Here is a 15,413-nt window from a genome sequence, read left to right as displayed (position 1 = left end):
ATGACCTGGGCACAGCTGGCAAGGACGACGCTGGAGAACGACCACGTCCTGCTCCGCCCCATCGTTGCCGAGGACCGCGCGGCAGTGCGCGAGCCGGCCATGTCACCGGAGATCTGGCGCTACTTCGTCATGCTGATCGAGACGGACGCCGATTTCGACGCCTTCTTCGACGCGGCTCTCGCCGACCAGGACGCCGGCCGGCGCGTCGTCTACCACATCATCGACAAACCGACCGGCCGTACGGCGGGCAGCATGAGCTTCTGCAACATCGCCGAAGCGGACGGCCGGCTGGAGATCGGCTGGTCCTGGCTCGGCCTGAAGTTCCAGGGGCAGGGCATCAACCGCTGGGCCAAGTTCCTCATGCTGGAGCAGGCGTTCGAGCAACTCGGCGCTGAGCGCGTCGAGTTCAAGACCGATGTGCTCAACGTCCAGGCGCGCAAGGGTCTGCGCAACATCGGTGCCGTCGAGGAGGGGACGCTGCGCAGCTTCAACCCGATGCCCGGTGGCCGCCGCCGGGACGCCATCTACTACAGCGTGCTGCGCGGAGAATGGCCCGGAGTGCGCGCACAGCTGCTCACCCGGCCCAAGGTGTCGCGCGGCCCGGAGGCGTCGTGATCGGAACCGGGCCGGGAGCCGGGGCGGCGAGCGGGACGCAACCGCGGGTGGTGCCGTTCGTCCGTGCCCACGGCGACCCCTACGAGTGCGGCCGCCAGCACGGTGCCCAACTCGGCGAGAGTCTGCGCGACTTCATCGGCGACGGCCTGACCCGGCTGGCCCGGCTCATGCCGGAGCCGGTGTCGATCGAGTCGCTACGGCCCGTGCTCGACGCCCACCGCGCCGAGATCGAGGCCCAGACGCCACGGCTGGCGGAGGAGATCCGCGGACTGGCGGCCGGGGCCGGACTGAGCGAGGACGAGGCCGTGCTGCTGCAGGTGCGCCGCGAGATCATGGGGTACCGCCGGATTCCCACGGCGGGGGACTGCACGACCTACGCCCGCAGCGGCGGCGCCCCGCCCGTGCTGGCGCAGACCGTCGACCTCAACGGCGACCTCGACGACCGGATCGGCGTGGTCCACATCGCGCCCACCGGCTCGCCCCGGCACACCCTCGTCCTCAGCTTCGGCGGCCTGCTGGCCTATCTGGGCGTCAACAGCGACGGGCTCGCGGTGGGGCTCAACCTCGTGCTCGGCGGCGAGTGGCGTCCCGGCCTGCCGCCGTACCTGGCCATCCGCCATCTGCTGGACAGCGCCGGGGGCGTCGACGAGGCGGTGGAGATCCTGCGCGGTCTGAAGCTGGCCAGCTCACGCACCCTCGTCCTGTGCGACCGCGTGAAGACGGCGTGGGTGGAGATCCTCGGGGACGAGCTGCGGATCGCCGAGGCCGGTACCACGACGCACACGAATCATTTCCTCCACCCCGACTTCGTCCCGCACGACGAACTGAACGTCTTCGCCCGGAACTTCTCCCGGCTGCGACTGCAGACCTGCCGCGGCGAACTGGCCCAACTGCCGCCCACCGCAGGCGTCGAGGACCACTTCGCGCTGCTCTCGCAGGCGCCGATCCGCGTCGAGGGCAACGGCGACATCCGCCGGGAGCGGACGGTCGCCGCGGTCGTCCTGCGACCGGACCTCGGCGAACTGCATCTTCGCCCCGGCGATCCGGCCCGCTCCCACACCCGCTCCTTCCGGCTGCGCGGGACCGACCCGCACCACCCGACGACGGAGGTGACAGCATGACCGCTCCCGCCGACTGGTTCATCACCGCCGGCTCCACCGCACCGGACGTGCCCCGCGTCTACTGCTTCGCCCATGCCGGCGGAGATCCCCGCTCGTTCCTCGCCTGGCGGTCCGAGCTGGGGGACGAGGCACGACTCGTCGCCGTGTGCCCGCCCGGACGCGGCCACCGGGCGGCCGAACCGCGCCCCACCCTCGAGGAGTTCGCCGAGGGCGCCGCGGCAGCGATCCTCGCCGAGGAGCGTGACGCCGAGGGGGCCTTCCCGCTCGACCGTCCCGTCTACCTCTTCGGACACAGCCTCGGCGGCCTCGTCGCCTTCGAGACCGCCCGCAGGCTCCGTGACCTGCCGACGCTGCGGCATCTGTTCGTGTCCGGGATATCCGCGCCCGCCCTGGCGCCCTCGCAGCGGGTGCGTGATCTCGCCGCCATGGAGGGCAGGGAGTTCGCCGAGCAGCTGAGCTTCTTCGAAGGGCTCCCCCCGGAGGTCATGGCGCACGAGGAACTCCTGGACCTGCTGCTTCCCGGAGTGATCGCGGACTTCCGCATGGCCGCCGGATACCACTACCGCCCGGCGGACCCGCTGGAGGTCAGCGTCTGCGTGGTCGGCGGCCGGGACGACGCCTATCTGCATCCGGAGAAGATGCGCAAGTGGCACGACGAGTGCCGCACTCCGCCCGCGTTGCACTGGGTCGACGGCGGTCATTTCTACTTCCGCGACCAGAGTCCCCGAGCCGTGACCGACCTGCTGCTCGACGCCGTGCGGGCCGACCGGCACATCGAAGTGATCTAGAGAAGCGAACAACAGAACGTTCTGGAGGGAACGCGTGCAGCTCGACCCGGAGGACCAGTACCGCAGAGCCGTCGACTTCGCCAGGCTGCACGAGGGCGAGCGGGCCTTCGTCGTGGTCAACGCCTGGGACGCAGGAAGCGCCCGTCTGCTGTGGCAGTCGGGGTTCCCGGCACTCGCGACGACCAGCGCCGGCCTGGCCTTCTCCCTCGGCCGGCCGGACGGCGCGAATCTGGTGCTGCGCGACGAGGCGCTGGACAACGCGCGCTCGATCGTGGCCGCCACACCGCTGCCCGTCAGCGGCGACCTGGAGAGCTGCTACGCCGACTCCGTCGAAGACGTCGCGCGGACCATCCGGCTCGCTGCCGAGGCCGGGCTGGTCGGCGCCTCCATCGAGGACGCCACCGGCGACCCGGACGACCCGATCCGGCCCGTGACCGCGGCCGCCGAACGGGTCGCCGCGGCCGTCGACGCGGCCCGAGCGCTGCCGTTCCCGTTCACGGTGACGGCCCGGGCCGAGAACTTCCTCTACGGGCGGGGCGACCTCAAGGACACCATCGCCCGCCTCCAGGCCTACGAGGAGGCGGGCGCCGGCGTCCTGTACGCGCCCGCCCTGCCCGGCCTCGACGCTGTCCGGGCGGTCCGCGCGGCGGTCGACAGGCCGCTCAACGTCCTCGCGAGCGCGACGGCGACGGTGGACGAGCTGTCCGCCGCCGGCGCCGACCGGGTCAGCATCGGCTCGGCCTTCGCACGGGCCGCGCTCGGTGCCTTCGTCGAGGCGGCGCTGGAGGTCCGCGACCACGGGACGTTCTCGTTCGCCCAGCGGGCCCTCGACTACGGCGAGGCCAACGAACGGATGTCGGCGCCGCCGTCGGCCTGATCCAGGAGGTCCCATCCCGGACGAGAAAGCAGAGGTGTTGGCCATGAGCATGACCCCGGTGCGCCTGTACGGGCCCCAGTACGTACTCGGCGAGACCGAAGTGCACCACACCGAGATCGCCAATCTGCCGGCCCGCGCGGCCGAGTTCCGTATGCCGCCGTCACCCGAACTGTGGGGGTGGGGGACGGTACGCCGCGCCGAGCGGAGCCTGGAAAGCATGGCGGCCGACAGCGCGACCGCCACCCTGCGGGCCGCCGGTGCCGACCCGTCCTCCGTAGACGCGGTCGTGCTGTGTTCCACCCGGATTCCGGGGCCGTCGGAGGTCCACGGGCGGTTCATGCAGACCTTCCTCGCCGAGGCAGGTCTCGGCGACATCCCGTTCTACGGCCAGAACCTGAACCGCTGCGTCAACCTGCTGGCGGCGATCGACACGGCCAGCGCCTTCGTCGCCGCGGGGCGCCACCGCAGGGTCCTGGTCGTCACGACCGACATGGTCGCCGACGAGGCGGACCGCATGGTCAGCTACGCCCTGTTCAGCGACGCGGCGGCAAGTTGTCTGATCGCGGCCGAGGGGGACACCGACGGCGGGTACGAGGTCGTGGGCTGTGCCACCGCACAGAACAGGCTGGGACTCGACCATTCCAACGAGATCAGCGCCGACCTCGCACGGGCGGCCAACGACCGTCTCCTCGCACCCGTCGGCATGAAGCTCGGTGATGTCGCCGGCCTGCTGCACGCCAACATCTTCAAGCCCGTCGTCGTGATGAAGGAACTCCAGGCCGGCTTCACACCGGCCCAGTTGTACACCGACAACATCACGCGTGTGGGGCACTGCTTCGCCGCCGACCCGCTGATCAACCTCGTCGACCGGGCCGCCCTCGGCGAGATCGAACCCGGCCGTCACTACATGCTCGCCGCCGCCGTCGCGGGGCAGCGCATCGGTGTGCTGCTCCGCGGGGCGCAGCGCCCATGACCACGCCAAAGGTCCGAGAAGCCCCGCAGTCCCGAGAAGAGGGGAGCCTGGGAATGACCCCCGCACACACCGCACACTCAGGGCGCCGAGACCGGGCCTTCGTGCCCTTCGTCCTGCCCGACACCATCGCCGCCCTGCCCCGCCGCCCGTTCGAGTTCAGCCACGCCGGTGTGGCCGAGGCGGCGGCAGCGTCCCTGGAGCCCGCCGCGCTGTTCCACCGGCTCTTGACCGACCAGGAGTCCGAGGCGTCCTTACTGCTCGCCCGACGCGTCCTGGACGCCTTCCTGCCGGCCGACGGTCCCCACACGGACGACGATGCCGAAGCCGGCCCCGAGACGGTCGCCGCGGCCATCGCCGCCCAGGTCGCCGAGGTGCGCGCGGAACTGGCCGCAACGACCGACGCCCTCGGCCGACTCGACTCCGAGTTGCGCGAGGCCGTCGTCAGGGAGCGCTCGCCGCTGGCCCTGCTGGACGGCTGCTGGCTCGACGCCCTGTCACAGCCCGCCACCCAGCCCTCCGTCATCGTCAACCGGCTGTTCACCCACCACCTGACGCTGCGCGGAAACGGCGACCCCCGTCGTGGCCTGGCCCAGCTGCGACGGCGGGCGCTGGAGGCCGAGGGCGTCCAGCTGCCCTCGATCTCCGCCGTCGGCTTCCTCGACACGGCGCGGGTCCGGCCGCTGACCGCGCTGCACGGCTGCTTCTACCTCGCCCTCTCCCGGCTGCCCGGCAACTTCCTGCCCGAAGTGGTCGGCGTGCACCACGTGTTCCACGTACTGGGCACCGACGATCTCCTGCTGGGCACCGCGTCGCCGCTGTCCCCACAGGAGCTGGGGGAGACGCTCACCGCCTTCGTGGGCCTGGCGGGCCCGGACGAGCGACGGCGGCTGCGGGCCGCCGTACGGCTGGAGCTGGAGCTGGAGCGCGAGCACGTCGCGATGCTCGCCGAACTCGCATCCTGGCACGCCGGGCTGACCCTGGAGTCGAAGGTCGCCGAGATCATCGCCCGGCACGCTCCGCTGGCCGGCAGCCAGCACGGCGCCGTGCGCGTCGGCGACAGCCTGCTCTCGGACATCTTCCGTTCGCCCGCTCGGGCGCGGGGCGAGGCCACGGAGTCCGGTGCGGACCGGGCCGGGCTCGCGGCCGTCGACCTGGGCGCCTTCCTGTCCGAATTCCGTGAGTCCCGACAGCTGCGTGCCACCGGCACCGGGGAGGGAGCCTGCCGGTTCACCGACGCGATGAAGTTCGGGGGACCGATGTTCGGGATCTTCGACGAGCGGGAGGCGGCGACCTTCCGTACCTGGGCGGCGAGTGTCCAGTCGGGCGAGCGACCCGACATCGAGATCTCGCCCGCCACGGTGGGAGACGAACGAGCCGCATGCCGCGGTGCCGCCCTCGCGCACGCCGCCCCCGCGGACGTCGTTGTCGCCGAGGCCGAACCCCGCGACCATCGCGAGCTGTTCCACCGGCTGGTCAACATCGAGAACTTCCCCAACACCCTCCCGCTCGCCGCCGAGCGGGCCGAGCGGTGCTTCGACGAAGCGGAGATCCTGTTCGTCCACGGACGCGACGGCAAGTACACCGACGCCACCTGGTTCGACTACAGCCCCCAGGCGCTGTACGAGCGGGCCGAGCGGGTCTACTGGGAGAAACTCGTCGAGCCCTACCGGCCGCTGGCGGAGATACCCGACCGCGACGAGGTGCTCTTCCGGCAGACCACGTACTACCTCACCTATCTCATCGACGGTGCCTGGCTGCACCGGCTCGCGCGCCTCGGGCACGACGAGCGCGAGAGCGACGGCATGCTCTTCTCTATCTACGCCGACGAGATGGGCAACGGCGACCTGCGCAAGAACCACATCACCCTGACCCACCGGGTGCTGGCCAGCGCCGGGATCGAGCTGCCGCACATCCGTGACGAGGCCTTCATCGACCAGGACGAACTCCCGGACGATCTCTACGGGTTCGCGATCCAGCAGCTGTGCATGTGTCTGTTCCCCGACCGCTTCTACGACGAGATCCTCGGCTACAACCTCGCCATCGAGATGTTCGGTTCCGGCGAGATGCGGCTCCACGAGATCCAGAAGCTGCGTCACCACGGCATCGACATCTGCTACGAACAGGCCCATCTGACCATCGACAATTTCTCCGCCGGCCATGCCCGGCAGGCCGCCGACATCATCGTCGCCCACCTCGACGGCGTCCGGCGCACGCTCGGCGACGCGGCCGTGGCGGCGCAGTGGCGCCGGGTCTGGCGGGGCTACGCGTCCTTCGCCCACTTCCTCGAACAGCCGCTGCTGAAGAAGATCGCCGACGTGGCCGACGACCCGGCCGCCGAACTGGTCATCTGACGACCGGCGCCGCCGCCCCCGCAGGCGTCGAACCGAGCACCCGACGGGGTGCCGAACCAGGAGAACACGCAGACATGACCGAAGCCGTCCCAGGCCCCGCCCCCGCCCCCGCCGAGAAGGCCGAGGCCTTCATCCTGACCGGCTCCTTCATGGTGATCCGCCGCAACCCCCTGTACTTGACCGAACTGTCGCGGCGCGGCCTGAAGATCCTCGTGATCACCGCCGAGTCCTACCGGGAACAGGCGGCCGAGGCGATGGCCGACACCTCCAACCCCGCTTCCCAGATCACCGACATCGCCTTCGTCACCGGCGACTTCACCGTCCAGGGCGCCTTCGTCGCGGGCGCGGTCGCCCGCACGACCACGTGGCGCGAGTCGTACACGATCGTCGGCGCGTACGCCGTCGGCGACTACCTCGCCGAACCGACCGGCCTGCTCGCCGACGGCCTCGGCGTGCGCTCGCCCGGCCTGCGGGCCAGCCGGGCGAGCCGCGCCAAGTTCCTCCAGCGGTGGTACCTGCCCGAGCTCAGCCCCGCCTCGCTGACCGTCCCGGCGGGGGAACGCGACAGAGCTGACCTGAGCGGAGTGCGCTACCCCGCCGTGGTCAAACCCGCCTCGCGCGCCTCCAGTTCGGGCGTCGTGACCGCCGACGGGCCCCAGGAGCTGCGCCGACAGCTCGGCGCCTACCCGGACCACGAGGTCGTCCTCGTCGAACAGAAGGTCATCGGCCCCGAGTTCTCCGTCGAGAGCCTGATCCAGGACGGCCGGGTGATCTTCGAGTCGGTCACCGGCAAGGACACCACGGACAGCCACGCGCACACGTTCGTCGAACTCGCCCACAGCGTCCCCAGCGCGCGCGACGACCTGCGCGACACTCTCCTGGACGCCAACCGGCGGCTGCTGGCCGGGCTGGCCTTCCAGGACGGCATCACCCACTCCGAGTGGCGGGTCGACGACACCGGGCGCCCCTTCCTGATGGAGGTGGCGGCCCGCACTCCCGGCGACGGTCTGCTGCTGCTGTACCAGCTCGCGACCGGGCGTCCCCTGGAACCGGAGATCCTCCGCATCGCGCTCGGCGAACCCGCCGGGTATCCGCAACTCCGCCGCTGGACCAGGCAGGTCTATCTGGAACACGACCCCGGGACACTGCAGGACGTCATCGTCGACTGGCCGGGCGTGCGGGCGGAGTGGATCAGCGACAGCGGCGTCTGGCCGGACATCAAGCCCGGCGCGGCGGACGACCCGCCGACGCTGCGCGCGGTACTGGTGCTCAAGGAACGCGGCAGCCGGCTGGAACCGCTGTCCAGTTCGGACGACCGGTCCGTCACGTTCTTCATCGACGCCCCCACGCCCGAGACTCTGGATCACCTGGAAGCGCGCGTTCGCGCCCGAGTGCGTGTCGTCACCGGCGGACGTGCATGAGCGACGTCGCCCAGGAGGCCGCCCAGAACGCCGAGACGGTCACGGTAGGAGCCACCTTCCGGCAGGCCCCGCTCGCGGCGAAGGCCCTCCTTGTCGGGGTGTTCGTCAACCGGCTGGGCGGCTTCCTCAACATCTTCCTGGTTCTCTTCCTGGCCTCCCGGGGCTACTCCACGAGCCAGGCGGCCCTCGCCCTCGGCGTGTACGGCGGCGGCGCCATCGCCGGGGTGTTCTTCGGCGGGGCGCTCGCCACCCGGCTCGGTGCCCGCAACGCCAGTGTCATCAGCATGGCCAGTGCGAGTGTGCTCATGGCCGCCATCATCCATCTGCCCTCGTACGGCCTGATCCTGGTCGCGGTGGCGCTGGTGGGCCTGGTGGGCCAGCTCTACCGCCCGGCCTCCGCGGCCCTGCTCTCCGATCTCACCCCCGCCCACCGGCAGGTGATGATCTTCGCGATGTACCGCTTCGGCATCAACCTCGGCGCCACGGTCGCACCGCTGCTGGGATTCGCGCTGTACAACCTGGGCGGCCAGAGCTACACCCTGGTCTTCTGGTGCGAGGCACTGATCGCCCTGGTCTACGCCGCCATCGCCTGGCGCGCCCTCCCGCCGCGCTCCGCGCAGCCGGCCTCGGCCACCGCTGAGGCCGGTGCGGAATCCGGCGACGAGGCGCCGGGCCGGGGCGGCTACGCGGCCATGATGCGCGACCGCCGCTATGTGGTGTACCTGCTGGCGATGCTGCTCTACGCCATGGTGTACGCGCAGTACCTGTCCACGCTGCCCCTGGACGTGAAGGCCAGGGACGTGGCGGTCCTCTGGTACACCCTGGCCGTCTCGCTGAACGGCTTCATCGTGATCTGTTTCGAGCTGCTGCTCACGAAGGTCACCCAGGCGTGGCCGCACCGGCTGACGATCTCGCTGACGCTCGTCCTGCTCAGCGGAGGCGTCGCGCTGTACGGACTGCCGCTCGGACCGGCCGTCATCCTGCTCGGCACCCTGATCTGGTCGATCGGGGAGATCATCGGGGGCCCGGCCGCGATGGCCTACCCGGGGATCGCGGGCCCGCCGGGTCGCAAGGCCCATTACATCGGTGGCTTCCAGTTCATCTGGAGCCTGGGCACCGCGGTCGGCCCGGTCGTCGGTGGCTGGCTCTTCGTCCAGTTGGGGCACCAGGTCTGGCCGGTTTTCGCCGCAGGCTCCCTGGTCGCGACCATCCTGGTCCTCGCCGCGGTGCCGGGCAGGACGCCCGCGGCGGAGTGAGTCGACACAGACGCCGGGGACGGCGCGGCGGAAGGAGGCGGCGGCCATGACGATGCGCACTGCCGAGGTACGGCGGGCGGACGAACGGCGGGCGGCACTCGCGGCCGGGGTCACGGTGCTGTTGTGGGCGTCGGCGTTCGTCGTCATCCGCGACGCGGCGCCCCACTTCTCGCCCGGCGCCCTCGCCCTCGGCAGACTCCTGATCGGCTCGGCGGTGCTGGGCGTCTTCGTGGCCGTACGGGGTGAGGGGCTGCCCCCGCGCGCCGCGTGGCCCGGCATCCTCGGCTCGGGAGTGCTGTGGTTCGGGGTGTACTTCGTCGCCCTGAACTGGGGCGAGCAGCGGGTCGACGCCGGTACCGCCTCCCTGGTGGTGAACATCGGGCCGATCCTGATCGCGCTGCTCAGCGGCTGGCTGCTGCACGAGGGGTTCCCGAGGCGGCTGCTGGCCGGTGTGGCGCTGGCCTTCGCCGGAGCGGGCCTGGTCGGCCTCGCGGGGTCGGACGCGGGCCGGGCCCCGCTGACCGGAGTGCTGCTGTGCCTGCTCGCCGCCGTCGGCTGCGCCACCGGGGTGCTGGCCCAGAAGCCCGCTCTCGGCCATGGCTCCGCCTTGCAGGTCACCACCTTCGGCTGTGCGGTGGGCGCGGCGGCGTGCCTGCCGTTCGCCGGTGCACTGGTCCACGACCTGGGATCGGCACCGGCGCGTGCCCTGCTCGGCATGGTCTATCTGGGTGTGTTCCCGACGGCCCTCGCCTTCTATACCTGGGCCTATGCGCTGGCCCGCACCACGGCGGGACGGATGGGCGCCACGACGTACGTGGTCCCGGTCGTCGTCGTGCTGCTGTCGTGGCTGTTCCTCGGCGAGGTCCCCACCCTGCCTGCCCTCGCGGGTGGGGCGTCGTGTCTGGCCGGTGTCGCGGTCTCCCGCCGGACACCCCGTGCGGACCGGGCGCCGTCGCCCGGCGACGTCTCCCCGGCGGACGAGGCTTGCGCGGCGGTCGGGAGCCCGGCCGCCGAAACCGACGGCCCGCCGCGCGGCGAACCCGCCCCGGCGGCCGCGACCGACGAACGTGACGAGGAGGAGAACCAGCGTGGACTCCGTCGTTGAGGCATCCGAAGCGTCGGCAGGGGCCCTGTCGGCTCTGCCGGATTGGCAGACGGGGCCGTTCGTCGGACGAGCGGCGGAACGCGCCGCCGTCCGGGCGGCGCTGGGCCGGGACCGGCTCGTGTCGCTGACCGGCCCCGCCGGTGTGGGCAAGACCCGGCTCGCCACTGTCGTCGCCTCGGAGGCGACGCGGGAGTTCCCCGGCGGTGGCGGCTTCGCCGAACTCGTTCCCGTGCGGCCGGAGTTCCTGGCGCAGGCGGTGGCGACGGCACTGGGATGCACCGAACGGCCCGGACAGCCGTTGGAGCAGGCGCTCCAGGAGCGCCTGGGCCAGGGCCGCTGCCTGCTCGTCGTCGACGGCTGCGAGCACTTTCCCTCCGCCGTCGCGGGCCTGGTCGGCCGGCTGCTCGACAACTGCCCCGATCTTGTCGTCCTCGCCACCGGCCACGCACCCCTTGGGCTGCCCGGTGAGCACGTTCTGCAGCTGGACGCGCTCTCGGTGACGCAGGAGCCGGACCCCGGGGCGGTGCACGGTGCGGTGGAGCTGTTCCTGGACCGTGCCCGGGAAACCGGCGGCGACCGCAGGCGCGCCGCGCGGGTGTGCGCCCGATGGGGCGGAACGCCGCTGGCCGTCGAACTGACCGCGGCCGGTGCCGGTCCGCTCGACGCAGGGCCCGACGAGCGGCACGAGGAAGCAGGGACGGGAGAGGCCGAGCGGGCCGTCGCGTGGAGCTACGGTCTGCTCGGCGCCGAGGAACAGCACGCCGTACGCCAACTCAGCCTGTTTCTGCGTGAGTTCGATGCTCGGGCAGCGCACGCGGTCGCGGCCGGAGCCGGTTCCGGCACTGGTATTGGCACCGCCGGGACGGCCGGTCCCGGCCCGGACAGCACCGAAACCGCCGCGCTCCTCGACCGGCTGGCCGACCGCGCCCTGCTCGTCCGAGGCCGACCGGACGCAGGCCTGTGGCGAATGCCGCCCGCGGTGCGCACCATGGCGCGCGAACGGCTCGTCGTCGAGAGCGAAGCGGCGGAGTGCCGTGCCCGTCATCTTGCCTGGGCCGTCGCGACGGCCACCGAACTGGAGCAAGCCGCAGCCGAACGAGCCGACGCAGGCCGGCCGGGGCGCAGCTGGCCGGCCCGGTTCGACATGGTCGCCGACGATCTGCGCGCGGCACTGGACGGCGTCGGCGCGCACCCCGCGTCCGGGCCGCACCGACTCGCCCGGGCCCTGGCCCGCCTGTGCTACGCGAGGCAGTTCCTCACGGAGGCCCGGGCACACTTCCGTACGGCCGGGTCGCTCGCGCCCACCGCCGCCGCGGCGGCGGCCGATCTGCGCGCGGCGGCCGACGTGGCGATGACCCAGCACCGCGGCGATCTGGCCTACCCGCTGCTGCGCGAGGCGGCACAGTACGCGGCCACCGCCGGTGACGCGGCCGCGCAGGCCATCGCGCTCTCCTTCGCCGCCTGCATCGGCAGCCGCTTCCCCGCCACCTTCACCGACCTGGTGCCGTACGAGGAGCTGCGCGCGCTGCTGGAGAAGGCCAGGCGTCTCGCGCCGCCGGGGGACCGGCTCGTCGCCGCTCACCTGGCGGCGGCCGAGGCCTGGAACGCGACCGGGCAGAAGACCGCCCCGGACGCCGGACTGGCCCGGGTGGCGCTGGACGCCGCGCGGGCCGCCGCCGACCCGGTGCTGATCGCCGGTGCCATCGACGCGGTGTGCAGCGGTTACGGGGTCGCCGGCCGGTTCCGTGAGGCGCACCGCCTGAGCGACGAGCGGTTGCGGCTGTTCGACCGCTTGCCGCGGCACGATCCCCGGATCGGCCTCGAGATCATCGACACCCTGCACGTGGTGCCGCTGGCCGCCGTGGCCGCCGGCGATCTGCCGCGTGCCCGCACGGCCGCCCGCCGGGCCTGGGACGATCCCCTCAGCGGTCTCTACATGCGGGCCAGCAAGAGCGTGGCACCGCTGGCGCTGTCGGGCCGTTTCGACGAGGCGCTGGACTACGCGGCCACCATGTGGGACGGCTGGCGGCGGGCGGGGCGCCCCACCGCCCGCTGGATGGCGCCGGCCGTGCACGCCGCCGCTCTGGTGCAGGGACTGCGCGGCGGCGTCGAGGGCGGCCGGCTGCACCGGGAGTGGCACGACCGTGCCCGGCGCATGGCCGAGCCCTGGGACCCGCGGAGCATCGCCGCGAGCTTCGCCGCCTTCGCCGACGTGCGCGTCGCCCTGCACACGGGGGCGGTCGACGACGCCCTCGCCGCCGCGGTGGACGTGACCGCGGCACCCTGGTCGCAGGGGACGCACCAGTTCTACGACGCCTACTCCTGGGCCGTAGCCGCCGAGGCCGCCGTGTCCGCAGGGCTCGCGGACGCCGGTGAACGCCTCGCCGCCGCGGCGCCGGCCGGTGCCGAGAACGCCTGGGCGGCCGCCTGCCTGGCCCGCGCGGCCGGGCGGCTGCACGGCGACCGGGACGCCCTGCTCGAATCGGTCGCGGGGTGGGAGCGCATCGACGCCGCCTTCGAACGGGCCTGCACGCTGGTCCTGCTGCCCGACCGGGCCGCGGAAGGACTCGCCCAGCTCACCTCCTTGCGCTGCCGCCCACCGGCCGGCCTTGGGAGGATCGCCCCATGACGACTCCGGCACACGACACCACTGTTTTCGGACGGCTCCGCGCCGACGGCGCCGAGCAGGTCCTGTTCAGCCATGACGCCCGCAGCGGGCTGCGCTCCGTGATCGTGGTGCACGACACGACGCTCGGACCGGCCCTGGGCGGCGTACGCATGCACGCCTACGAGGACGAGGACGCGGCGCTGGACGACGCGTTGGGGCTGGCGCGAGCCATGACGCTGAAGGCCTCGGCCGCCGGGCTCGACCTCGGCGGCGGCTGGAGCGTCATTATCGGCGACCCGGCCCGCGACAAGACGGAGGAAGTGCTCCGCGCCCACGGCCGGTTCATCGCCACCCTCGGCGGTCGCTTCATCCCGGTGAACGACATCGGCACCACCCAGGCCGACATCGGCGTGCTCGGGCGTGAGGCCTCTCCGGTATGTGACAGCGGGGACCCGTCACCCATGACGGCGCTCGGCGTGCTGGAGGGCATCCGAGCCTGCCTGCGCGCCGACGGGGCGGACGGCAGCCTGAAAGGAGTGCGGGTGTGCGTCCAGGGCGTCGGCAACGTGGGCTCCGCGCTCGCCGAACTGCTTGCCGCCGAGTCCGCCGAACTGGTCCTTGCCGACACCAACCCGGCACGGGCCGCCGAGGTGGCGGACCGCCTGGGGGCACTGGTCGTCGCGCCGGAGGCCGCGGTACACACCGAGTGCGACGTCCTCGCGCCCTGCGCCATGGGCGCGGTCGTGAACGACGTCACGCTGCCCGAACTTCGCTGCCGGATCATCGCCGGCGGCGCCAACAACGTACTTGCCGCGCCCGGGCACGCCGCCGCGCTGGCGGCTCGCGGAATCCTGTACGCCCCCGACTTCTGCGTGAACGCCGGCGGGCTGGTCTTCCTCGAGGAGCAGATCCTGGGCCACGCGCGCGAGCAGGCCGAGCAGCGCGTCCGCCAGGTCGGCGCACGCGTGGCCGAAGTGATCGCCCAGGCCCGCCGAACGGGCACCACGACCACCGAGGCCGCGGTGGACCTGGCCCGGTCACGACTGCGAACGGCACGCTCGCCTCAGACGGCGAGTTCGGTCTGACGCACGTCCTTGTGCCAAGGAACGGTCGCTGACGGCTGTGGTGACAGCCGACCCCGGCGGTGCGGGGACGGTCGAGGCAATGGCCGTAGTCAGGCAGAGCGGACAGCCGGATCCATGATGTCCTGCATCGACCGGATCCAGGACGATGTGCAGCGGACCGACGCGGCCCTCTGGCGCTGGGCATGCCGAACACGAAGCCGGGGCGCGCGGGGTCTTGCCGTGCGCCCCCGAGTCTGGTTGGGTTCCCGCGCCACAGGTACGCGGAGCCTGGGTGGGAGGAGTGCAGGCAGCGTGCACGCGACAGTGGGGCAGAACGGCGCAGGTCCGTTGCCCGAAGGGCTCGGACAGGCGATACGAGGGACGGCCGAGGACATCGCCGCGCTCTTGCGGAGCGCGTCCGACACGGCGCTGCCCGTGCCGGGATCGGAGTGGACCGTCGGCGAGGCGGCCGCCCATCTGGCCCTGGCCAACGAACTGATGGCCGACCTCGCCGCCGGGCGGCAACGACCTTATGGCGACGGCACGCCCCAGAGCCTGGCCGCCGCCAACGCCCGCTCCCTCACCACCTTCAAGGAGCGCCGGGCGGAGCCCCTGGCACAGGTGATCACGGACCAGGCCGAGGCATTCCTCGACGCCATGTCCCGGACCGTTCCCGACGGACCGGCACCGGCCACCCCTCTGGGCCCCATGCGCCGGTCCGTTCTCGCCTCCTACCTGCTCACGCACATGCTGGGCCACGGATACGACCTGGCCCGTGCGCTGCGGCGCCCGCACATGATCGACCCCGTCCGGGTGGGCTTGTGCATGCCGTTCATGCTCTCGGTCATGCCGCGAGTCGCCGACACCGCGGCCACGGCCGGTCTGACGGCCCGCTACCGGATCCGGCTGCGCGGGGGCGACACGTTCGGCGTGTCCGTGGCCGACAGGGCCGTGCGGGTGACCCCGGGGCCTCCGCCGCACGGTACGGACTGCACCATCCTCATCGAATCGACCGCGTTCCTGCTCATCGCGCTGGGCCGGCGCAACCCCTGGCGGGCCATGGCTCTGGGGCAGGTCCTCGCCTGGGGGCCCAAACCGTGGCTGGCTCCCCGCTTTCCCACCCTGTTCACCGCGCCCTGAGCTGCTCGAGGACGATCACCGCAACGACCGTTGTGCCCGCCGGACAGCTGCCGCGCGCCCGTGCCGGAGGGGTCCTCGTGCCCCCATGGCAGGC

General features: G+C 72.4%; 12 protein-coding genes. All 12 read left to right on the top strand.

Annotated elements, in window-relative coordinates:
- Complete coding sequence (locus ADK64_RS17980) at positions 1 to 615, top strand: GNAT family N-acetyltransferase (protein ID WP_053660131.1); 615 nt, start codon at positions 1 to 3, stop codon at positions 613 to 615.
- Positions 612 to 1,736, top strand: a complete 1,125-nt coding sequence (locus ADK64_RS17975) for a C45 family peptidase (RefSeq protein ID WP_324614415.1) — start codon at positions 612 to 614, stop codon at positions 1,734 to 1,736. Before ADK64_RS17980 ends, ADK64_RS17975 begins: the two co-directional genes overlap by 4 nt.
- The gene (locus tag ADK64_RS17970) at positions 1,733 to 2,524 is read left to right on the top strand and encodes a thioesterase II family protein (protein ID WP_053660127.1); all 792 of its coding nucleotides are present in this window, start codon (positions 1,733 to 1,735) and stop codon (positions 2,522 to 2,524) included. Before ADK64_RS17975 ends, ADK64_RS17970 begins: the two co-directional genes overlap by 4 nt.
- Positions 2,525 to 2,558: 34 nt before the next feature.
- Positions 2,559 to 3,401, top strand: coding sequence for an isocitrate lyase/PEP mutase family protein (locus tag ADK64_RS17965; RefSeq protein ID WP_053660126.1), 843 nt, complete (start codon positions 2,559 to 2,561; stop codon positions 3,399 to 3,401).
- A gap of 43 nt (positions 3,402 to 3,444) precedes the next feature.
- Complete coding sequence (locus ADK64_RS17960) at positions 3,445 to 4,374, top strand: 3-oxoacyl-ACP synthase (protein ID WP_053660125.1); 930 nt, start codon at positions 3,445 to 3,447, stop codon at positions 4,372 to 4,374.
- A 53-nt stretch (positions 4,375 to 4,427) separates the two neighbouring features.
- Complete coding sequence (locus ADK64_RS17955) at positions 4,428 to 6,725, top strand: iron-containing redox enzyme family protein (RefSeq protein ID WP_053660123.1); 2,298 nt, start codon at positions 4,428 to 4,430, stop codon at positions 6,723 to 6,725.
- A gap of 74 nt (positions 6,726 to 6,799) precedes the next feature.
- Positions 6,800 to 8,146 (top strand): ATP-grasp domain-containing protein, encoded by a 1,347-nt coding sequence (locus ADK64_RS17950; RefSeq protein ID WP_053660122.1) that lies wholly within the window; start codon positions 6,800 to 6,802, stop codon positions 8,144 to 8,146.
- Complete coding sequence (locus tag ADK64_RS17945; protein ID WP_053660120.1) at positions 8,143 to 9,402, top strand: MFS transporter; 1,260 nt, start codon at positions 8,143 to 8,145, stop codon at positions 9,400 to 9,402. Before ADK64_RS17950 ends, ADK64_RS17945 begins: the two co-directional genes overlap by 4 nt.
- A gap of 52 nt (positions 9,403 to 9,454) precedes the next feature.
- On the top strand, positions 9,455 to 10,507 hold the full coding sequence (locus ADK64_RS17940; protein WP_107093013.1) for a DMT family transporter: 1,053 nt from the start codon (positions 9,455 to 9,457) through the stop codon (positions 10,505 to 10,507).
- Positions 10,491 to 13,136 (top strand): ATP-binding protein, encoded by a 2,646-nt coding sequence (locus tag ADK64_RS17935; protein WP_053660118.1) that lies wholly within the window; start codon positions 10,491 to 10,493, stop codon positions 13,134 to 13,136. The genes ADK64_RS17940 and ADK64_RS17935 overlap by 17 nt, the downstream gene beginning before the upstream one ends.
- Positions 13,133 to 14,200, top strand: coding sequence for a Leu/Phe/Val dehydrogenase (locus ADK64_RS17930; protein ID WP_053660116.1), 1,068 nt, complete (start codon positions 13,133 to 13,135; stop codon positions 14,198 to 14,200). Before ADK64_RS17935 ends, ADK64_RS17930 begins: the two co-directional genes overlap by 4 nt.
- Before the next feature lie 291 nt (positions 14,201 to 14,491).
- Positions 14,492 to 15,319 (top strand): maleylpyruvate isomerase family mycothiol-dependent enzyme, encoded by an 828-nt coding sequence (locus tag ADK64_RS17925; protein WP_234384616.1) that lies wholly within the window; start codon positions 14,492 to 14,494, stop codon positions 15,317 to 15,319.
- Positions 15,320 to 15,413 lie beyond the last annotated feature (94 nt).

This window comes from Streptomyces sp. MMG1121, from assembly GCF_001280015.1.
Lineage (GTDB): Bacteria > Actinomycetota > Actinomycetes > Streptomycetales > Streptomycetaceae > Streptomyces.
The sequence above is the reverse complement of the archived record's forward strand: the minus strand, read 5'-3'. Positions and strand labels throughout refer to the sequence as shown.